Source organism: Actinoplanes sp. NPDC048796 (genome assembly GCF_040650035.1).
Lineage (GTDB): Bacteria > Actinomycetota > Actinomycetes > Mycobacteriales > Micromonosporaceae > Actinoplanes.
Genome location: NZ_JBEZGO010000006.1, coordinates 73,974 through 92,520 on the forward strand (window position 1 = coordinate 73,974; position 18,547 = coordinate 92,520).

Consider the following 18,547-nt stretch of genomic DNA (forward strand, 5'->3'; position numbering starts at 1 on the left):
ACATGTGACGGCCGCCACATCGGTCACAGTGTGGCGGTCCGGTCCGTCGACCTGCCGACGGATGAGAGCGCGCGGATGTGACGCGTTCCGAACGAAAGTCGGAGGAGACATCATGCAGGCGCGGATCGAGAACCCGGCGGAACTGCTTCCGGACGCGGTCAAGGCGATCAACCTGTTGTACAAGGCGGCACACTCGGCGGGCGTGCCCGCCGGCACGCTGGAACTGGTGCATCTGCGGGCGAGTCAGATCAACGGTTGTGGGCCGTGCGTCGACTCTGGGGCGCGGGCCGCGCGCAAGAACGGCGAGACGGACGAGCGGCTCTTCGCCATCGCGGTGTGGCGGGAGACGCCGTACTTCACCGAAGCCGAAAGAGCCGCGCTCGCCCTGGCCGAGGCAGCGACCCGGCTGGCCGACCGGGCCGACGCGGTGCCCGACGACATCTGGAACGAGGCGGCGAAACACTTCGACGACAGCGGACTGGCGGCGATCGTGCTGTGGATCGCCACCACCAACCTGTTCAACCGCATCAACGTCACGACCCGGCAGCAGGCGCCGCAGAACTGGTGACCGAGTCGGAACGGCGACGATCGGCCATTCAGCCATGGAACGTGACGTGCTCACCGGACTAACATGCCGTCATGACGGGGAGCGACGTCCCCCGCGGAGTCCGGGTGATCACGCTGCTGGCCTGGCTGATGGTGCCGGCCGGAGTGTTGCTGGTCGCCGCCGGCGTGCTCGATCTGACGTGGTGGGCGTCCGGCGACGCGGCCCGGCTGACCGCGGTCATCACACAGACCAAGATTGAGTACGGGATCAACGAGCCCGCGCTCCTGCGAAACGGCGACGGGGCGGTCACGCTGATCGTGCTGGGGACGGCCGGTTTGACGTACGGGCTCCTGGCTCCGAAGATCCACCGCGGTCAGAAGTGGGCGCGGAGTTGGGCGCTCGGGATCGGCTTCGCGATCTTCCTGATCGGGATGCTGGGCGTCGGGGCGGACGCGAGCCAGCCGAGCTACCTGCGGGACTACTACGAGACGCTGACGTGGACGACGCAGACCGACCGGATGGCCGAGATCAAGGCTCTCGTCTACCCGGCCTGGTACCAGTGGTTCGAAGACTTCGCGCAGGGGCTGGGCGCGGTGGCGGCACTCGCCGTCGTGATCGGATTGTCGTGGTCCGCCGTCGTGCACGCCGACTACTTCGTGGGGGCACGCCCCGGTCGCTCCGGTGCGGGCAGTCCTAAGGACAGACCGGACGAGTGGGACGCCGCGCTGGCCCGGATCCGCGCCAGCGGCGGCATCGACGCGGTCCACGACGACCGCGCCGCCGGTCCGGCCCTGGACGCCCCGGATCGTGGTGGCCCGGCCGGTGATGGCCCGTTCAGTGGCGGCCCGCGTGATAGCGGCCGGGACAGCGGCGGGCCGGAAAGTGGCGGGCCGGAAAGTGGCGGGCCGGACGCTGGGGCGATCGCGGGCTTGAACGACGGTCGCGGCTCGGGCGGCGCGGCCGGCGGCGGTGGTGGATGGGGCGGGAAGGGGACGTCCCGGTACGACGACGACATCGAACGGCTCTATCGGAGGCCGCCCAGGACGAACGGCGACGGCACCGACGCCGGGAAGGGTGACTGAGCGGCGGGGCGCGCGGGCGGTTCGGTAGCGTGCGGGAGTGTCTGCGCCGCTCTTTCTGGTTGAGGTCCTGCCTGGTGGGGCCACCTGCACGCTCGACGGGCCCGAAGGTCACCACGCCGCCACCGTGCAGCGGCTTCGGGTCGGTGAGTCGCTGATCCTCGCTGACGGGCGGGGTGGCAGCCTGACCGGCCGGGTCACCGCGGTCGGCAAGGGCAGCGTCGACGTCGAGGTGGTCGAGCGGGAGCAGGTCGCCGCGCCCGATCCGCGGCTGGTGGTGGTGCAGGGCATCGCCAAGGGCGACCGGGGTGAGCTGGCCGTGCAGGCGATGACCGAGATCGGTGTGGACGAGATCGTGCCGTGGGCGGCGTCCCGCTCGGTGGCGCAGTGGCGCGGGGACCGGGGCTTCAAGTCGCGGGACCGCTGGGCGTCCACCGCCCGCGAGGCGGCCAAGCAGGCGCGCCGGGCCTGGCTGCCCGAGGTCGGCGGCGATCCGGACTGCTCGACCAAGCAGGTCGCCGTACGCCTGTCCGCGGCGGCCGCGGCTTTCGTTCTGCACGAGGAGGCCACGGAACGTCTGACCACAGCGGACCTGCCGAGCGAAGGCGAGATCGTCCTGGTGGTCGGTCCCGAAGGTGGCATCAGCGACGCCGAGCGCGACACCTTCGTACAGGCCGGCGCAGTTGCCGTTCGTCTCGGCCGCGAGGTGCTCCGCACGTCGACGGCCGGGGTCGCCGCTCTCTCCGTTCTGTCCGCCCGGCTTCAGCGCTGGTAGGCGCCGCCGCGGGTGTCAGGACTGCTTGGCCAGCGGGCGGCGGCGCTCGAGGCCGGGGAGGGCGATGTGGGCGTCCAGGCCGCTGCCGGTGGAGACCTGGTGGGAGATCTTGGCGCCGAGGCGGCGGATGATCAGGCGGCGGAGGCCCTTGGCGCGGATCTCGCCGCTGAACGGTGCGCCGAGGCGGCGGAGCAGGCGGCTCTGGCGGGCCAGGGACGGCTCGATGTCGGCGAAGGGGACGTGCAGGGCCATCGTCGACGGTGAGCCCAGGTAGGCGAACGGGGCCGAGCCGGCCATCGGGACGAACGGGACACCCAGCAGGGCCAGGTTGCGGTGGGCGCGGTGGTCCAGGAGGGCTACCAGATGACGTACGCCGGCCCCGTGTCCCGCCTTGAGGAAGGTGCGGTAGAGCAGGGAACTCACCATCAGGCCCGACTTGCCGCCCCGGTAGGCCGGCAGGACGCCGATCGTGGCGAAGTCCCAGATCCGGCCGTCGTGCATGTGGTGCGTGGCGACGATCTCGGACAGGTCCTTGCCGATCAGGTCGGGCGCCTCGTCGAGGGTCTTGCCGCCGCCGTCGATCACCCGTCCGGCGCCGGCCGGCACGCCGGTGCGCCGGTCCAGGACCAGGAAGAAAAGGCTGCTTTCCTCGTACGGGCCGTATTCGGCGGCCATCTCGTCGGCATCGTTGCCGAACGTCTGCTCGAAGACCTGCCGCTCGACCGTACGGGCCACAGCGGCCAGCGGATCGGACGGGCCGACGGCCAGGGCGACGAAACGGCCGGCCGACGGGTGCGCGTCCAAGGCGGCGGCACAGCGAAGGCTGACCTCGGAGGACGAGAGCGCGTACGACATCAGAAGCCCTTCACGACGATCTCGGTGGTGCGGAAGTACTCGGCCGTGAACGCGACGACCTTCTCCGGGTCGAACGCCTTGCAGGTGTAGATGTCGACGCTGAAGAACGAGATCGGGCGCTCCCACGAGTAGAAGTGCGCGCCCGAGGTCTCCCAGTGGATCCAGCCGGCCCAGCCGTACAGGTCGCTGCAGTGGGTCACCGGCTCGATCAGCGTGATCATGTCGGTCACGACCGACAGCTGGGACAGGTAGTCCTTGATGTGCTCGGCGGTGATCACATACGTCGGGTAACCCTCCACGACCAGTCGCTGACGGTGAATCATCGGAGCGAGGTCACGGTACGTGGCGTCGGCGTGCAGTGCGGGGAGCGTCATGGGAGCGTTCCTTACGGGCTAATCGGACCAACCAGGCGTCTCCTACTATAGGACGAAATTACGGAGAGTGAAAGCGGCTCTCATCACACAGAGTCACAACGGCGACGAACATGAACGTGATCACGAAGCAGCGAGTTGGTTAGGCTAGCCTTCCGTCATGGTTCTGACGCGCTCCGCAACATCCGCGCGCCCGGCCACCCCGCGCGGCCCGGGTTTGAGGGCCTCCGCCGCCATCCACAGCGCGACCCTTGTGCCGCCGGCCCACGACATCGACCGCCCCGCCATTGGGTCCCGGGGGCTGCCGGCTCCCGTCACCGGCTACCCCGCCATTGGGTCCCGGGGGCTGCCGGCTCCCGTCACCGGCTACCCCGCCACTCGGCCCGGCAGGCTGCTGGCGCGTATCACCGGCCAAGGTGCCATTCGGTTCGGCCGGCTGCCGGCGCATGGTGCTGATCGAGGTGGCGTTTGGCTCGGTTGGCTGCTGGCGCATCGTGCCGGTCGAGGCGCCGTTTGGTTCGGTGGGCTGCTGGCGCGCGTCACTGGCCGGGGTGTCATTCGGCTCGGCGGGCTGTCTGCGTATGGGGCCGGTCGACGCGCCATCTGGTCTGGCGAGCCGTCGACCGGCGGCGCCGAAGGGTTTGTCGGGCGGTGCGGCGAGCTGTCGGTCGATGTCTCCGGCCGGCCCGTTTTTCCGCTCGGCGAGCTGCCGTCCGGGACCCGTGATCGCCTTCGTGGGCGCTCTGGTCTTGATCTCGGGGATCTGCCGGGCCAAGGTCGGTACCCGATGAACGTGGATCAAGCCGGCCCGGGCGGAGCCTTTCGCGGATGAGCGGTGATTTCGAGCGCCGCGCGATCGTGCCGCGACCGGTCGCCCACGTGCCGGTGCGACCTTCGGCCGTCGCCGCGCGGACGGCAACCCTGACCGGGCCGGGCACCGGCGCATTGGTTCATCGTGAGGGTGGAATCCCGGATGGCCGTGTCGGCGGCTGTCTGTGGGCAGGGGACGCCCAACGGGCTCGGCTGGAGAAGCGTCGGCCCGGGCGCCGTGCTGCGTGCGCACGGCTTTCGACCGTTCGGGCCGGTGAGCGGCTAGGACGCGTACGGGTCGAAGCGTCTCGTCTGGCCTCTTTGAACGCCGTGCCGCTGATGGCGCATGTGCCCATCCGTGCGCCCGGGTCGTCGTGACGTGGCGGCGCGGTTGCCGGTGGAGGGGACCTATTCCGATGGAAGCTGTTGCGGCAGGGGAGGAAGCAGTGAGTCTCGCGGCACGCGAGCATGAGGGCCCGGACGTGGTCGAGGGCGGGTTCGCGACGATCAGCGCCACGCCGGCCGAACAGACTGCCGGGTGGCGGCCGTGAACATTCTGTGGCGGGCGCTTGTTCGTAATCGGGGCAGGGTTTCCCTCGGCACCTTTCTCATCGGGGTGCACCAGGCCTGCGAGGCGCTGGTGCCGATCCTCATCGGGGTGATCGTCGATCGGGCGGTGGCGACCCGCGATCTCGGGCAACTGGTGATCTGGGTCGGTGTGCTGGGGATGCTCTTCCTGGCGCTGACCACGGCGTACCGACTCGGCGCGCGCCTTCTGATGCGGGCCATCGCCGACGAAGCTCACCTGCTGCGGCTGGAGGTCGCGGCGAAGGTCCTCGATCCGCGCACCGAGGTGCGTACGGGCGACGTGCTGACGATCTCGACTACCGACGCGGACACCACCTCCTACCTGCTGGACTATCTGCCGCGCCTGTTCGGCGCGCTGGTTGCCACGGCCATCTCCGCGGTCGGGCTCTGCCTCATCTCCGTACGGCTGGGACTGGTTGTACTCATAGGGACACCTCTGGTGCTTCTGGCGTTGCAAAGGGCGGCGCCGAGAATCACGAAACGTGTGGCGGCGCGGCAGGAGGTGGCCGGGCGGGCGGCGTCTCTGGCCACCGATCTGGTGACCGGTCTGCGGCCTTTACGGGGGATCGGCGCGCAGGAGGCGGCAGCGCACCGCTATCGCGAGGTGAGCCGCGAGTCGCTGGAGGCGACGCTGCGGGCGGCCCGCACGATGGGGCGGTTCCAGGCGGCCTCGTCGACCGTCAGCACACTTCTGGCCTGCGGCATCGCGATTCTGGCGGGGTGGTTCGCGCTGAGTGGGCGGATCACGCCGGGCGAGCTGGTGACAGTGATCGGGCTGGCCGCGTTCCTGGGCGAGCCGTTCGGGACGCTGTCGGCGGCGCCCGGCTGGATCGCGTCGTCGCGGGCGTCGGCCGAGCGGATCGCCTCGGTGCTCACCGTCTCGCCGCAGAACCCGCCGGCCGGAGAAAATCCGATTCCTTCGGTACGGGGTGGTGAATGCGTCGGCGTGGTGGTCGAGTCCGACGCGGCCGCCCTGGTCGAGCTCTTCGACGACGGTTCGCCCGACGTGCTGGTCGCGCCGCATCATCCCGAGCTGTTCTCCGGCACGATCCGCCAGAACCTCATAAACCCCGAAAAATCTGATTTGCCGTACGTGTTGACGGCATCAGCGGCGGACGACGTTGTAGCGGCCCACCCGGACGGCCTGGACCACGCGATCGCCGACCGGGGCGCGGCACTGAGTGGCGGCCAGCGGCAGCGGCTGGCACTGGCCCGCGCGCTCCTGGCCGAGCCGAAACTGCTGGTCCTGCACGAGCCGACGACGGCCGTGGACGCGGTGACCGAGCACGCGATCGCCCGCGGCATCCGCGACCTGCGCCACCGCCCGGGCTCGACACTGGGCACGCTGCTGGTCACGACGAGCCCCGCCCTGCTGGCTGTCACCGACCGCGTGGTCGTCCTCCGCGACGGCGAGGTGGTCGCCACCGGCACACACGCGTCGCTCGCCGCCACAGACGAGACGTACCGCGCGGCGGTCCTCCGATGACGGGTGATTCGGATTTGTCCGCTATGAAGAGATGCGGCGGCCTACTGCAAAGCGGCGAGCGTGGTGGTGGGTGGGGAAGGGTGATGCTCCGGTGAGCGATTCTTCTCTGCCGATCGCGTCTACCGGGGAGACGTGGGCCTGGGTCTGCCGGCAGTTGCGGGAGCGGAAAGGGGAACTGGCGCTCACCGTGGCCGTCGGGCTTGTGGCGGCGGGGGCCTCGGTGGTTCCGGTGACCGCGCTGGGGCGGTTGGTCGATCTCGTGCGGGATGACGCCTCGCACACCAGCCTCGTGTCGATAGCTGTGCTTGTCGTGGTGGCCGCTCTCGTCGGGGGTGTCGCCGCCGGGGCCACCACCGCCCTGGTCAGCCGGCTGGGGGAGCGGATCCTGGCCAAGCTTCGCGAGGAGACCGTCGGGGTCGCGTTGCGGCTGCCGGGGCCGACGCTCGACCGGGCCGGGCGCGGTGACCTGCTCTCGCGGGTCGGGGCCGACGTCGCCGCCGTCGGTAACGCCGCCGGGGAAGTTCTGCCCACCGTCATCTCGGCGCTTCTGCTCGGTGTGCTCAGCCTGGCCGCGATGTTCGGGCTGGACTGGCGGCTCGGGGTGGCCGGGCTCGCCGCCGTACCGTCCTATCTTCTCGCCCTTCGCTGGTATCTGCCCCGGTCGGCGCCGATCTACGCGGCCGAGCGCTCCGCCATCGGGGCCCGGTCGCAGCTGCTCATGGAGAGCCTTCAAGGTGTGCGCACCGTGCACGCGTACCGGCTGGAACGCCGTCACCTGAACGCGATCGACGACGCCTCGGCCCGGGCCCGCGATCTCTCCGTCGGGGTTTTCACGCTTTTCACCCGCTTTGTCGGGCGGATCAACCGGGCCGAACTGCTCGGCCTCGCGACGATTCTGGTGGCCGGGTTCTGGTTCGTGCGGGCGGGCTGGGTCACCGTCGGTGAGACCGCCGCCGCGGCCGTGCTCTTCCACCGGCTGTTCAACCCGATCTCGATGATCCTGTTCACCTTCGACGAGATCCAAGCCGCCGGGGCCGGGCTGGCCCGCCTGGTCGGGGTGGGCACGCTGCCGGTGGCGCCGGCCGGCACGGCGCCGCTGCGTACGGCCGAACTGACCCTCGACAATGTGACCTTCGGGTACGACGACCGGGTGAAGGTGCTCGACGGGATCACCCTGCGGGTCGCGCCCGGCGAGCGGGTGGCGCTGGTCGGCTCGACCGGTGCCGGCAAGACCACCGTCGCCTCCATCGCGGCCGGGATTCTGCGGCCCTCGGCGGGTACGGCCGCTGTCGGTGGGGTCCCGGTCGACCAGTTGGCGCCCGGGATCGTGGCGATCATCAGCCAGGAGACCCACGTCTTCGCCGGGCCGCTGATCGAGGATCTGCGGCTGGCCGCACCGGACGCCGACCGGGAGGAGGCCGAGGCCGCCCTCGAACGGGTCGGCGCGCTCGACTGGGCCCGCGCCCTGCCCGCCGGGCTCGACACGATCGTCGGCGAGGGTGGTCATCCGCTCACCGCCGCCCAAGGTCAGCAGCTGGCGCTGGCCCGGCTGGTCCTGCTCGACCCCGCGGTCGCCGTGCTCGACGAGGCGACGGCCGAGGCCGGCAGCGCCGGGGCGCGTGAGCTGGAGGAGTCCGCGCTCTGCGCCACCAAGGGCCGTACCACCCTGTTGGTCGCGCACCGGCTCACCCAGGCCGCCGGCGCCGATCGGATCATCGTGCTGGAGCACGGCTCGGTGCTGGAGGAGGGCACCCACGACGACCTGGTCGCGGCCGGCGGGCGCTACGCCACGCTCTGGTCGGCCTGGCAGAGCCGCGGCTGACTTCTCTCATGCCCGGAGGGCGGGAGCCGATGGTGGGGCCATGAAGTTGTCGTTCAAGCTGGATGGGTCGGGCATGGCGAGCTGGAAGCCGGCCGACGACCCGGTCGTGCTGGTGGCCGACGACGACGAGGACGTCCGCGACCTGATGACGTTCAAGCTCGAGCGAGCCGGCTTCCGGGTGATCGCCGCCGACAACGGCGTGACGGCGCTGGACCTGGTCCGGGCCAACCGCCCGGACGCGGTCATCCTCGACATCGACATGCCGGGCCTGGACGGCCTCACCGTCTGCCATCAGCTGCGCGCCTCGGCCGCGACCCACGGCATCCCGGTGCTGATGTGCAGTGGCCGCACCCGCGACCTCGACGTGGATTTCGGTTTCCACGTCGGGGCCGGGGACTACGTGGTGAAGCCGTTCAAGCCCGACGACCTGCTGCGCCGCCTGCGTCTTCTGCTGCTGGGCGGCAGCTAGATCTTCAGGGTGGCGGTCACCTGAGGAGCGTCCACCGCGCGGCTCGCGATGATCCGGTACTCGCCGGGCAGCCGCTTCCACCCGCCGTCCCAGATCTCGAACACGCGCGGCGGCAACGGGATCCGCACGGTCACCGTCTCGCCCGGGTGGGCCTCGACGTTCTCGAAACCGGCCAGCCAGCGCTCCGGACGGTTGGGGTCGACCGGCGACGGTCCCACGTACACCTGCACGACCTCCCGGCCGGCCCGCGCGCCCGTATTGGTCAGGGTCACCACCGCCTCGGTCTCGTTGACGGCCATCTCGTCGTACCGCCACGAGGTGTAGCCCAGACCGTGACCGAAGGCGTAGAGAGGCGCCACGCCGGAGCGCAACCAACCCCGATAACCCATGAAGACGCCTTCGTCGTACGCCACGACACCGTCCCGCGGCTCGATCGCCAGCACCGGGCAGTCCTCCTCCCGGCGCGGCCAGGTGGTGGGCAGGCGCCCGCCCGGCTCGGCCACGCCGAGCAGCACGTCGGCCAGGGCGGCGCCCGCCTCCTGACCGGGGAACCAGGTGAGCAGGACGGCCGCGACCTGGTCGGCCCACGGCATCAGCACCGGGGAGCCGGCGTTGACCACCACGACCGTCCGGGGATTGGCCGCGGCCACCCGCGACACCAGCTCGTCCTGCCGGCCCGGCAGCGCCAGCGACCGCCGGTCGAAGCCCTCCGACTCGACCTGCTCGGTCGTGCCGACCACCACCACCGCCACGTCGGAGCCGGCGGCCAGGCGCACCGCCTCCTCGATCATCCCGTCCGCGTCCGGCGACGGCGGGCGGTGACCGAGCGTCGTCGCGACCGAGTGGGCCATGCCGCGTTCGAGGGTCTGGCGCAGCACGACCGGTGCCGGCACGCCGGCCTCCAGCTCGACGGTGACCCGCTGCTCGCGCGGGGACAGCAGCAGGTCGGCGCGGCCCGTGCCCGGCGGGTGCAGCGAACCCTCGTACAGAAGCGTGCCGTTGATCCTCAGCTCGAACGTGCCGAAGCCGGAGACGGCGAAGGTGTGCTCGCCCGCGACGTCCGGGACGAAGGTGGCCTCCAGCACGATGGACTCGACGTCCTGGGGGTCGAGGCCGCCGGGCAGCGAGCCGATCCAGCGGACGGCGGCCGGGTTGACCGTGAAGGAGTGGCTGCCGACGGTGACGCGGGTGTCCGACCACTGCGGACCGTGGGCGGCCGGCAGGAACGGGCGGGGGTCGGCGCCGATCGCGTATTCGACGTCCACTCCGGACAGTGCGCGGGCGAGGCCGTCGAGCGGAGAGATCGTGTGCGGTGGGGAGACCTGAGCGCTGCCGCCGCCGAGCACCCGCGCGTCGGTGGCCAGGGCGCCGATGACGGCGACCTTGGTCAGGGCCGCCGCTTCCAGCGGCAGGGTGTAGTTCTCGTTCCGGACCAGCACGAACGAGCGCGCCGCGACCTCGTGTGCCACCGCGTCGCCATCGTACTTATCGGGATTTGCCGGAATCGGGCCGAGGGCGCCGACGCGCCGGGCGAGCCGGAGAACCCGCCTGACCTTGTCGTCGATGATCTCCTCGGCGACCTGCCCGCTCTTCACCGCCGCGACCAGTTTGCCGCCCCACGGGTTCTCCAGCGCCGGCATGGCGATGTCGAGACCGCCCAGGGCGGCGTCGACCGTGCTGCGCGCCGCCCGCCAGTCGGAGACGACGACGCCGTCGAAGCCCCACTCGTCCTTCAGGACGCCCTGCTGGAGTGGTCCGTTCGAGGCCATCGGGAGGCCGTTCACGCCGTTGTAGGCGCTCATCACGCCCCAGCCGCCCTCCTGGACGACCCGCTCGAACGGCGCCAGGTAGATCTCGCGCAGCGCCCGCTCGGGGATCCGGACGTCGACCTCCATCCGGTCGGTCTCGAAGTCGTTGCCGACCAGATGCTTGACCGTCGTGCCGACGCCCTCGCCCTGCACGCCGCGCACGAAACCGGCCGCGATCTCGCCGCTGAGCAGCGGATCCTCCGAGTAGCACTCGAAGTGCCGCCCGTTCAGCGGGGTGCGCTGCATGTTCACCGTCGGCCCGAGCAGCACGTGCACGCCCTTGCGCCGCGACTCCAGCCCGAGCAGCCGGCCCGCCCGCTCGGCCAGCTCGACATCCCACGCCGCGGCCAGCGCCGTCGGGCTCGGCAGCGCGACCGACGGGTCGTCCGGGGCCCAGCCGGTCCCGCGTACGCCGATCGGCCCGTCCGACATCACCAGCGAGCGCAACCCGATCCGCTCGATCGCCGGCAGCGACCAGAAGTCCTGCCCGGCCAGCAGCGACACCTTCTCCTCGAGGCTCAACTGCCCGAGCAACCGCTCGACATCGTCCATGGAAGCGCTCCCATCCCTGTGGTTCACGCGAGTGAGCTTAAGATCTGCGAGGTGGACACCGACTGCCTGTTCTGCCGCATCGTCGCGGGGGAGATCCCTGCGACGGTCGTGCACGAGACCGACACCACCCTCGCCTTCCGCGACATCGACCCCAAGGCGCCCGTGCACGTGCTGGTCATCCCGAAAAGCCATCACCCGGACGTGGTCACCCTCGCGCGGGCGGATCCGGCCGTCTCGGCCGATCTGCTGAGCACGGCCGCCGCGGTGGCCGAGGCCGAGGGGCTTCTCACGGACGGATTCCGGTTGCTCTTCAACACAGGTGCGTACGCCGGGCAGGAAGTGTTCCACGTCCACGGCCACGTTCTCGGCGGCGAGCCGCTCGGTCCCATGCTGGCGCCCCGATGAGCGCCGAGGAGCGGTACGAGCGGGCCGCCCGCCAGGCGCAGGCCCAGGGCCGGGTGCCCGCCCTGTCGGTCGCCCTGCACCGGGCCGACCGCGAGCCGTGGGTCTTCACCGTGGGCGACTCCGGCACCCCGGGCCGGCCCCTGACCCCCGACACCCGGTTCCGGATCGGGTCGATCACCAAGACGTTCACCGCCGTGCTGGTGCTCCAGTGCCGCGACGAAGGGCTGCTCGACCTCGACGACCCGATCGCGAAGCACCTCGACGTGCCGGCGCACGGCGACGCCACCGTCCGGCGGCTGCTCTCGCACACGTCCGGGTTCCAGCGCGAACCGTACGGCGACGTCTGGGACACCCTGGCCGCCCCCGACGACGCCGGCCTGATCGCCGAACTCGACCGGGCCGAGCGGGTACTGCCCAACGCCCGCCGCTTCCACTACTCCAACCTCGGCTTCGCCGTCCTCGGCCAGCTCGTGGCCAAGCTGCGCGACAGCACCTGGGCGGCCGTGCTCCAAGAGCGGATCCTCGACCCGCTGCGGCTCACCGCCACCACCCTCGAACCGCCCGCGCAGGCCGCCGTCGGCTTCGTGGTCGACGCGTACTCCGACGCCGCCCGGCCCGAACCGCGGACCGACCTCGGCGGGGTCGCCCCGGCCGCCCAGCTCTGGAGCACCGCGAGCGACATGGCGACCTGGGCCTCGTTCCTGGCCCACCCCGAGCTCATCGACCCCGACGGCAAGGTGCTGGCCGCGGCCACGCTCGAGGAGATGCGCTTCCCGGCCACCACCACGAACGAGACGCTCTGGAGCGCCGGCTGGGGCCTCGGGCTCATCCTCATCCCGCATCCCAAGCGCGTGGTCGACGTCGGTCACGACGGCGCCATGCCCGGCTTCCTGGCCGGCGCCTACGGCCGTCGCGGCAACGGCGTCCCGGCCGGCCTGGCCGCCGCCGTGCTCGGCTCCTCCGGCACCGCCGGCGAGATCAACGACCTGGTGCCGGAACTGCTGCGCCTCGCGGTCGAGCTCGACCCGGCCGACATCCGGCCCTGGCGCGCGGCGCCGCCGGCCCCGCCCGAGTACCGCTCGATCCTCGGGCCGTGGTGGGGCGAGGGCTCGCAGTTCATCTTCTCCTGGCACGACGGGGCCCTGCAGGCCCGCTCGGCCGAGTCGCCGGCCGACACGCCGCCGGCGATCTTCGAGCCGCTGCCCGGGCAGCCCGACGTGCTCCGGACGGTTTCCGGGCGCGAGGCCGGGGAACTCCTGCGCCTGACCCGCTCCGCCGGGGGCGAGGTCGTCAAGATGCACTGGGCCACCTACCGGTTCGCCCGCGTTCAGGAGGGCTTCGACGGAGGCCGGGCTTCCGACGGGGTTTTTTCCTGATAAGGACGCAGGCCGTCCGGCGATAATGGCATCGGCGTCCGGGCGGCCGAGCGGATACGATGGCACTCTTCCTTCGAAGCACGCCGCCCAGGTTTGGGTGACGCCGAGAACGAGAGCAGGTGGCGGAGGCCTTCCAGGCCGCCCTATGACCGGTACGCCGAACCCTTCCAGCGCAGGCTCCAGCAGCTCAGCGCGGGTGCAAACCAAGATCTCGGTCGCCGACCCGAAGATCATGGTGAACCTCCTGGGTGCCAAGGACGAGATCCTGCGGCTCATCGAGCGAACTCTCGCCAGCGACGTCCACGTCCGCGGCAACGAGATCACCATCACCGGTGATCCCGCCGAGAACGCCACCGCGGAACGCCTCTTCTCCGAGCTCATCGAGCTCATCGAGAAAGGCGAGACGCTCTCGGTCGACTCGGTGCGCCGCACCGCGGCGATGCTGGAGGACGAGACCGCCGAGCGCCCGGCCGAGGTGCTCACCCTCAACATCCTGTCCCGCCGCGGCAAGACCATCCGTCCCAAGACGCTGGGCCAGAAACGCTACGTCGACGCCATCGACGAGAACACGATCGTCTTCGGCATCGGCCCCGCCGGTACCGGTAAGACGTATCTGGCGATGGCCAAGGCCGTGCAGGCGCTGCTGGCCAAGCAGGTCAGCCGCCTCATCCTGACCCGCCCGGCCGTCGAGGCCGGCGAGCGCCTAGGCTTCCTGCCCGGCACCCTGAACGAGAAGATCGACCCATACCTGCGCCCGCTCTACGACGCCCTGCACGACATGCTCGACCCCGAGGCGATCCCGCGCCTGATGGCCGCGGGCACGATCGAGGTCGCTCCGCTGGCGTACATGCGTGGCCGGACCCTCAACGACGCGTTCATCATTCTGGACGAGGCGCAGAACACGACGCCCGAGCAGATGAAGATGTTCCTGACCCGGCTCGGGTTCGGTGCCAAGATCGTCGTTACCGGTGACGTCACGCAGGTGGACCTGCCGGGTGGGACCACCAGTGGTCTCAAGGTCGTGCGCGAGATCCTGCAGAATGTCGAGGACGTGCACTTCGCCGAGCTGTCCAGCTCCGACGTGGTCCGGCACCGGCTGGTGGCGGAGATCGTCGACGCGTACGCGAGGTACGACGCCGAGCAGGAACAGAGCTCAACTCAATCCGTCCACGCCGTGCCGGGACGGGCCGCCAGCGGCGGCCGGTCCGGGCGACGGCGCTGATTCAAGGGGTAAACGCACCACTATGTCCATCGAGATCGCCAACGAGTCGGGAGTCGAGGTCGACACCGACGCGATCCTCGCGGTGGCCCGGTACGCGCTCGACGAGATGGGAGTCAACCCGCTCGCGGAGCTGTCGATCCTGCTCGTCGACATCGAATACATGGCCGAGCTGAACCATCGCTGGATGGGTGGTGACGGGCCCACCGACGTTCTCGCCTTCCCGATGGACGAGGGCAGCGTCGACCACGGGCCCGGCGAGGCCGGCACGGGTGAGCCGGCGCTGCTCGGCGACATCGTGCTGGCCCCCGAGGTGGCCGCCAAACAGGCCGCCGCGGCCGGGCACTCCGCCGCCGACGAGCTGCACCTGCTGACCGTGCACGGCGCGCTGCACCTGCTCGGTTACGACCACGCGGAGCCGGAGGAGGAGCGCGAGATGTTCGGGCTCCAGAACCGCCTGCTGCAAAGCTGGCGGGCCAGCCGGAAGACCGGCTGACGCGCCGTGGACCCCGCCAATCTATTCGCGGCAGGCTCGGCCGAGGCTTCGGCCGGCCTGCCGGACCTGCAACTGATCATTTTCGCGGTGCTGCTGGTGCTGCTGGCCGGCCTCGCCTCGATGGCCGACGCGGCGCTCGGCTCGGTGTCGCCGGCCCGCGCGGGCGAGATGGCCCGCGAGGGCGAGCGGGGCGCCGGAGCGCTGGCCGCCGTCGCCTCCGACGTCGTCCGCCACCTCAACCTGCTGCTCCTGCTGCGCCTGCTGTGCGAGCTGACCGCGACCACGCTGGTCGCGCTGGTCGCGGTGGACAGCTGGGGCATCGGCTGGACGGCGGCCCTGGTCACCGCGGGCACGATGACCGTGGTGAGCTTCGTCGTGGTCGGGGTGGCCCCGCGCACGGTGGGGCGCCAGCACGCGTACGCGGTGGGCCGCGCGGCGGCGCCGCTCGTGCGGTGGCTGGGCAAGGTGCTGAACCCGCTGGCCTCGCTGCTGATCCTCATCGGTAACGCGGTGACGCCGGGCAAGGGCTTCCCCGAGGGACCGTTCGGCAGCCAGGTGGAGCTGCGGGAACTGGTCGATCTGGCCGAGCAGCGCGGCGTCGTCGAGCACGGTGAACGCGAGATGATCCACTCGGTCTTCACGCTGGGCGACACGATCGCCCGCGAGGTGATGGTGCCCCGCACCGAGATGGTGTGGATCGAGGGCTCGAAGACCCTCCAGCAGGCGCTCTACCTCTTCCTGCGCTCCGGCTTCTCGCGCATCCCGGTGATCGGCGAGAGCGTCGACGACGTGCTCGGCCTGCTCTACCTGAAAGACGTGATCCGCCGTACGCAGTCGGGTTCGACGGGCGACGCGGTGGCCGACCTGATGCGCCCGGCGACCTTCGTGCCCGAGTCGAAACCGGTCGACGACCTGCTGTCGGAGATGCAGGCGGCCCGCACCCACCTGGTGATCGTGGTGGACGAGTACGGTGGCACGGCCGGGCTGGTCACGATCGAGGACATCCTCGAGGAGATCGTCGGCGAGATCACCGACGAGTACGACGTCGAGCGCCCGCCGGTCGAGCACCTGCCCGACGGCGCGGTGCGGGTGACGGCCCGGCTGCCGATCGAGGATCTCGGCGAGATCTACGGGGTGGAGCTGCCGGCCGACGAGGTCGAGACGGTCGGTGGGCTGCTGGCCCAGGCGCTGGGCCGGGTGCCCATCCCGGGCGCGACAGTCGACGTGGGCGGCCTGCACCTGGTCGCCGAGGGAACAACCGGCCGGCGCAACCGGATCGACTCGGTGCTGGTGCGCCGAGTGGAACCGGAACAGCCGGACGACGAGGGAGCCGAGTCGCCTGCCGACTCCGAGGACGAGGAAAGACAAACCGCGGATGCCTGACACTTTCGCTTTGAGCGCCGAGGACAACAAACTGGTCACGCTGGCGCGTTCGGCCCGGGCCCGGGTGGGTGCGGCTGAGGGCGCGGCGGTACGGGACCAGGACGGCCGTACGTACGCGGCGGCCACCGTCGCGCTGCCGTCCCTGGCGATCAGCGCGCTCCAGCTCGCGGTGGCGTCGGCAGTTGCCTCGGGCGCGACGAAGATCGAGGCGGCGGCGGTGGTGACTTCGGCGGCCGGCCTGGAAGAGGCGGGCCGGGCGGCGGTCCGCGACCTGGCGCCGTCGGCCCCGATCCACGTGGCGAACCCGACCGGCACCGTCCACGGCACGGTCACGGCATGAGCGACGCACGCGAGCGCCCGGACGCGGCCGGCCGGAACGAAGAATCGCCCCGCAGCAGCCGCTCCACCGGCGGCAACCGGCCGACCGGTGGCGGCCGAGCCGTGGAGGGCAAGCGTTCCGGTGCCGACGGTAAGCGGTCCGGCTCCGATGGCCCGCGGTCCGGGGCTGACGGTAAGCGCTCCGGATCCGATGGCGCGCGGTCTGGGGCTGACGGTAAGCGGTCCGGATCCGATGGCGCGCGGTCCGGGGCTGACGGTAAGCGGTCCGGCTCCGATGGCCCGCGGTCCGGGGCTGCTGGTACTCGGGTCGGGGCCGATGGTGAGCGGCGGCTGACGGCGGGGGAGCGGAACGAGCTTCGCCGGCAGGAGCGCCGCGCCGCCCGTCGGACGGACAAAGTCGGCGGTTCCGGGACGAATCGCGGCGCCGGTCAGCGCGGCGGCGGTGCGCCCGGCACGGGCGCGGGCGCGGGTCAACGTGGCGGCGGCGTGGGCCGGGGCCTGGTCGGCTCGGGCGCGGGCCAGCGTGGCGGCGGCGTGGGCCGGGGCCCGGTCGGCTCGGGCGCGGGCCAGCGTGGCGGCGGCGTGGGCCGAGGTGCGGTCGGCTCGAGCGCGGGTCAGCGTGGCGCTGCCGGCCGGGATGCGGACGGTCTGGGTTCGGGGCGGGGCGGTGACTCGAGCCGGAGTGCGGCCGGCCCGGCTGCGGGCCAGCGTGGCGGTGCCGGTGAGCGTGGCGGTTCCGGGCGGGACTCGGGCGGACTCGGGTCGGGGCGGCGCGGTGGCGCGAGCCTGGGTGCTGATGGACCGGATGCGGGGCGGCGCGGTGGCGCGAGCCTGGGTGCTGACGGACCGGATGCGGGGCGGCGTGATGGCGTGAGCCTGAGTGCTGGTGGCCCGGATGCGGGGCGGCGCGGTGGCGCGGGCCGGGGCGTGGATGGGCCCGGCGATGGGCAGCGTCGCGCAACGGGTCAGCGTGGCCCTGTGGGCGGTTCAGCCGGGGCTGGGCAGCGGGGTGGCGCCGGCCGCCGGGGTGCGGGTGCGCCTGGGGTCGCCGATGTGCGGCCGCGCGATGTGACTCTTGGCGGGGAAGCGAAGGTCCGGAAGCCGCGGAAGCCTCGTGGGGCCAATCTGGCGCCGCGTGTCTCCGAAGCGCCGGCGATCGTCGCTCCGAGTGAGCGTCGGGAGGATGTGCGTGAGCCGCGGAAGAAGCGGCACCGGCATCAGGAAGCGTCGCGGATCGAAGTGGCCGATGACGTTTACCGGGCCGGGTTCGCGTGCTTTGTCGGGCGGCCCAATGCCGGCAAGAGCACGCTGACGAACGCGATCATCGGGCAGAAGATCGCTATCACGTCGAACAAGCCGCAGACGACCCGGCACGTCATTCGGGGCATCATGCACCGGGAGAACGCGCAGCTCGTGCTGGTGGACACGCCCGGTCTGCATCGGCCGCGGACGCTGCTCGGGGAGCGGCTGAACGATCTCGTGCGCGAGGTGTGGAGCGAGGTCGACGTGATCGGCGTCTGCTTCCCGGCCGATGAGCCGGTGGGGCGCGGCGACCGGTTCATCTCGGCCGAGATGGCCGAGCTGAAAGCGACGATCATCGCGGTGGTGACCAAGGTCGACCTGGTTGATCCGGCCACCTTGGCCAAGCATCTGCTCGCGGTGAGTGAGCTGTACGACTTCGCGGAGGTCGTGCCGGTCAGCGCGGTGTCCGGGCATCAGGTGCAGACGCTGGTGGACGTGCTGGTCAAGCACCTGCCGGAGTCGCCGCAGCTCTACCCGGACGATGTACTGACCGATGAGCCGGAGCAGGTGCTGATCGCCGAGCTGATCCGTGAGGCGGCGCTCGAGGGCGTTCGCGACGAACTGCCGCACTCCATCGCCGTGCTGGTCGAGGAGATGATGGTGGAGAACGGCGTCACCAAGATCTACGCGGATCTGTACGTGGAGCGGGACAGCCAGAAGTCGATCGTCATCGGCTCGCGGGGAACCCGCCTCAAGGACGTCGGCAGTCAGGCCCGTACGGAAATCGAGAATCTGCTCGGCACCCGGGTCTACCTCGATCTTCATGTGCGGGTGGCGAAGGAGTGGCAGCGGGATCCGCGCCAGCTCCGAAAGCTCGGTTTTTGATCTTAAATAGGACAATCTTTCGATTATGGGATAACTCACG

The 18,547-nt window shown here is 71.2% G+C and carries 19 protein-coding genes; 16 read left to right on the forward strand and 3 right to left on the reverse strand.

The window, feature by feature from the left end:
- The first annotated feature begins 112 nt into the window (after positions 1–112).
- The 3 genes from AB0C26_RS24720 (at position 113) to AB0C26_RS24730 (ending at position 2,401) form a co-directional block, all read left to right on the forward strand.
- The gene (locus tag AB0C26_RS24720) at positions 113–568 is read left to right on the forward strand and encodes a carboxymuconolactone decarboxylase family protein (protein WP_360251848.1); all 456 of its coding nucleotides are present in this window, start codon (positions 113–115) and stop codon (positions 566–568) included.
- Positions 569–639: 71 nt separating this feature from the next.
- On the forward strand, positions 640–1,629 hold the full coding sequence (locus AB0C26_RS24725) for a hypothetical protein (protein WP_360251851.1): 990 nt from the start codon (positions 640–642) through the stop codon (positions 1,627–1,629).
- A gap of 37 nt (positions 1,630–1,666) precedes the next feature.
- Positions 1,667–2,401: a 16S rRNA (uracil(1498)-N(3))-methyltransferase gene (locus AB0C26_RS24730; RefSeq protein ID WP_360251854.1), complete on the forward strand. Its 735-nt coding sequence runs from the start codon at positions 1,667–1,669 to the stop codon at positions 2,399–2,401.
- 15 nt (positions 2,402–2,416) lie between these two features.
- Here the strand turns inward: AB0C26_RS24730 and AB0C26_RS24735 are convergent, their stop codons facing one another.
- Both AB0C26_RS24735 and AB0C26_RS24740 read right to left on the reverse strand, forming a co-directional pair.
- Positions 2,417–3,256, reverse strand: coding sequence for a hypothetical protein (locus AB0C26_RS24735; protein WP_360251857.1), 840 nt, complete (start codon positions 3,254–3,256; stop codon positions 2,417–2,419).
- Positions 3,256–3,630 carry an S-adenosylmethionine decarboxylase gene (locus AB0C26_RS24740; protein WP_360251860.1) on the reverse strand — a complete coding sequence of 125 codons (375 nt, stop codon included), beginning with the start codon at positions 3,628–3,630 and terminating at the stop codon, positions 3,256–3,258. Before AB0C26_RS24740 ends, AB0C26_RS24735 begins: the two co-directional genes overlap by 1 nt.
- Positions 3,631–4,073: 443 nt before the next feature.
- Between AB0C26_RS24740 and AB0C26_RS24745 the strand changes: the two genes are divergently transcribed.
- The 4 genes from AB0C26_RS24745 to AB0C26_RS24760 all read left to right on the forward strand — a co-directional run bounded on the left by AB0C26_RS24745 (position 4,074) and on the right by AB0C26_RS24760 (position 8,802).
- The gene (locus AB0C26_RS24745; RefSeq protein WP_360251863.1) at positions 4,074–4,418 is read left to right on the forward strand and encodes a hypothetical protein; all 345 of its coding nucleotides are present in this window, start codon (positions 4,074–4,076) and stop codon (positions 4,416–4,418) included.
- A 566-nt stretch (positions 4,419–4,984) separates the two neighbouring features.
- Positions 4,985–6,511, forward strand: coding sequence for an ABC transporter ATP-binding protein (locus tag AB0C26_RS24750; protein WP_360251866.1), 1,527 nt, complete (start codon positions 4,985–4,987; stop codon positions 6,509–6,511).
- 91 nt (positions 6,512–6,602) lie between these two features.
- Positions 6,603–8,333: an ABC transporter ATP-binding protein gene (locus tag AB0C26_RS24755; protein WP_360251869.1), complete on the forward strand. Its 1,731-nt coding sequence runs from the start codon at positions 6,603–6,605 to the stop codon at positions 8,331–8,333.
- A 40-nt stretch (positions 8,334–8,373) separates the two neighbouring features.
- Positions 8,374–8,802, forward strand: coding sequence for a response regulator (locus tag AB0C26_RS24760; protein WP_360251872.1), 429 nt, complete (start codon positions 8,374–8,376; stop codon positions 8,800–8,802).
- Here AB0C26_RS24760 and AB0C26_RS24765 read toward each other — a convergent pair.
- Positions 8,799–11,162, reverse strand: coding sequence for a glycoside hydrolase family 3 C-terminal domain-containing protein (locus AB0C26_RS24765; RefSeq protein WP_360251875.1), 2,364 nt, complete (start codon positions 11,160–11,162; stop codon positions 8,799–8,801). The genes AB0C26_RS24760 and AB0C26_RS24765 overlap by 4 nt on opposite strands.
- Positions 11,163–11,213: 51 nt before the next feature.
- Here AB0C26_RS24765 and AB0C26_RS24770 point away from each other — a divergent pair, with 51 nt between their 5' ends.
- The 9 genes from AB0C26_RS24770 to era all read left to right on the forward strand — a co-directional run bounded on the left by AB0C26_RS24770 (position 11,214) and on the right by era (position 18,507).
- Entirely contained in the window at positions 11,214–11,567 is a 354-nt protein-coding gene (locus AB0C26_RS24770; protein ID WP_360251878.1) for a histidine triad nucleotide-binding protein, read from the forward strand.
- On the forward strand, positions 11,564–12,943 hold the full coding sequence (locus tag AB0C26_RS24775; RefSeq protein WP_360251881.1) for a serine hydrolase domain-containing protein: 1,380 nt from the start codon (positions 11,564–11,566) through the stop codon (positions 12,941–12,943). The genes AB0C26_RS24770 and AB0C26_RS24775 overlap by 4 nt, the downstream gene beginning before the upstream one ends.
- A gap of 145 nt (positions 12,944–13,088) precedes the next feature.
- On the forward strand, positions 13,089–14,165 hold the full coding sequence (locus tag AB0C26_RS24780; RefSeq protein ID WP_360251884.1) for a PhoH family protein: 1,077 nt from the start codon (positions 13,089–13,091) through the stop codon (positions 14,163–14,165).
- 22 nt (positions 14,166–14,187) lie between these two features.
- Positions 14,188–14,658 carry an rRNA maturation RNase YbeY gene (gene ybeY / locus AB0C26_RS24785; RefSeq protein ID WP_360251887.1) on the forward strand — a complete coding sequence of 157 codons (471 nt, stop codon included), beginning with the start codon at positions 14,188–14,190 and terminating at the stop codon, positions 14,656–14,658.
- A 6-nt stretch (positions 14,659–14,664) separates the two neighbouring features.
- The gene (locus tag AB0C26_RS24790; protein ID WP_360251890.1) at positions 14,665–16,041 is read left to right on the forward strand and encodes a hemolysin family protein; all 1,377 of its coding nucleotides are present in this window, start codon (positions 14,665–14,667) and stop codon (positions 16,039–16,041) included.
- Complete coding sequence (locus AB0C26_RS24795; protein ID WP_360251893.1) at positions 16,034–16,381, forward strand: cytidine deaminase; 348 nt, start codon at positions 16,034–16,036, stop codon at positions 16,379–16,381. The genes AB0C26_RS24790 and AB0C26_RS24795 overlap by 8 nt, the downstream gene beginning before the upstream one ends.
- Before the next feature lie 441 nt (positions 16,382–16,822).
- On the forward strand, positions 16,823–17,254 hold the full coding sequence (locus AB0C26_RS24800; RefSeq protein WP_360251896.1) for a hypothetical protein: 432 nt from the start codon (positions 16,823–16,825) through the stop codon (positions 17,252–17,254).
- A 12-nt stretch (positions 17,255–17,266) separates the two neighbouring features.
- Positions 17,267–17,452, forward strand: a complete 186-nt coding sequence (locus AB0C26_RS24805; protein ID WP_360253186.1) for a hypothetical protein — start codon at positions 17,267–17,269, stop codon at positions 17,450–17,452.
- Positions 17,453–17,613: 161 nt separating this feature from the next.
- Positions 17,614–18,507, forward strand: coding sequence for a GTPase Era (gene era, locus AB0C26_RS24810; RefSeq protein ID WP_360253131.1), 894 nt, complete (start codon positions 17,614–17,616; stop codon positions 18,505–18,507).
- Positions 18,508–18,547 lie beyond the last annotated feature (40 nt).

What these genes read in the sequence shown, in the direction of transcription:
- AB0C26_RS24720 (WP_360251848.1), top strand. Translation starts at nt 113, where the DNA reads ATGCAGGCGCGGATCGAGAACCCGGCGGAACTGCTTCCGGACGCGGTC.
- AB0C26_RS24725 (WP_360251851.1), top strand. Translation starts at nt 640, where the DNA reads ATGACGGGGAGCGACGTCCCCCGCGGAGTCCGGGTGATCACGCTGCTG.
- AB0C26_RS24735 (WP_360251857.1), bottom strand. Translation starts at nt 3,256, where the DNA reads ATGTCGTACGCGCTCTCGTCCTCCGAGGTCAGCCTTCGCTGTGCCGCC.
- AB0C26_RS24740 (WP_360251860.1), bottom strand. Translation starts at nt 3,630, where the DNA reads ATGACGCTCCCCGCACTGCACGCCGACGCCACGTACCGTGACCTCGCT.
- AB0C26_RS24745 (WP_360251863.1), top strand. Translation starts at nt 4,074, where the DNA reads ATGGTGCTGATCGAGGTGGCGTTTGGCTCGGTTGGCTGCTGGCGCATC.
- AB0C26_RS24760 (WP_360251872.1), top strand. Translation starts at nt 8,374, where the DNA reads ATGAAGTTGTCGTTCAAGCTGGATGGGTCGGGCATGGCGAGCTGGAAG.
- AB0C26_RS24765 (WP_360251875.1), bottom strand. Translation starts at nt 11,162, where the DNA reads ATGGACGATGTCGAGCGGTTGCTCGGGCAGTTGAGCCTCGAGGAGAAG.
- AB0C26_RS24775 (WP_360251881.1), top strand. Translation starts at nt 11,564, where the DNA reads ATGAGCGCCGAGGAGCGGTACGAGCGGGCCGCCCGCCAGGCGCAGGCC.
- AB0C26_RS24780 (WP_360251884.1), top strand. Translation starts at nt 13,089, where the DNA reads ATGACCGGTACGCCGAACCCTTCCAGCGCAGGCTCCAGCAGCTCAGCG.
- ybeY (WP_360251887.1), top strand. Translation starts at nt 14,188, where the DNA reads ATGTCCATCGAGATCGCCAACGAGTCGGGAGTCGAGGTCGACACCGAC.
- AB0C26_RS24795 (WP_360251893.1), top strand. Translation starts at nt 16,034, where the DNA reads ATGCCTGACACTTTCGCTTTGAGCGCCGAGGACAACAAACTGGTCACG.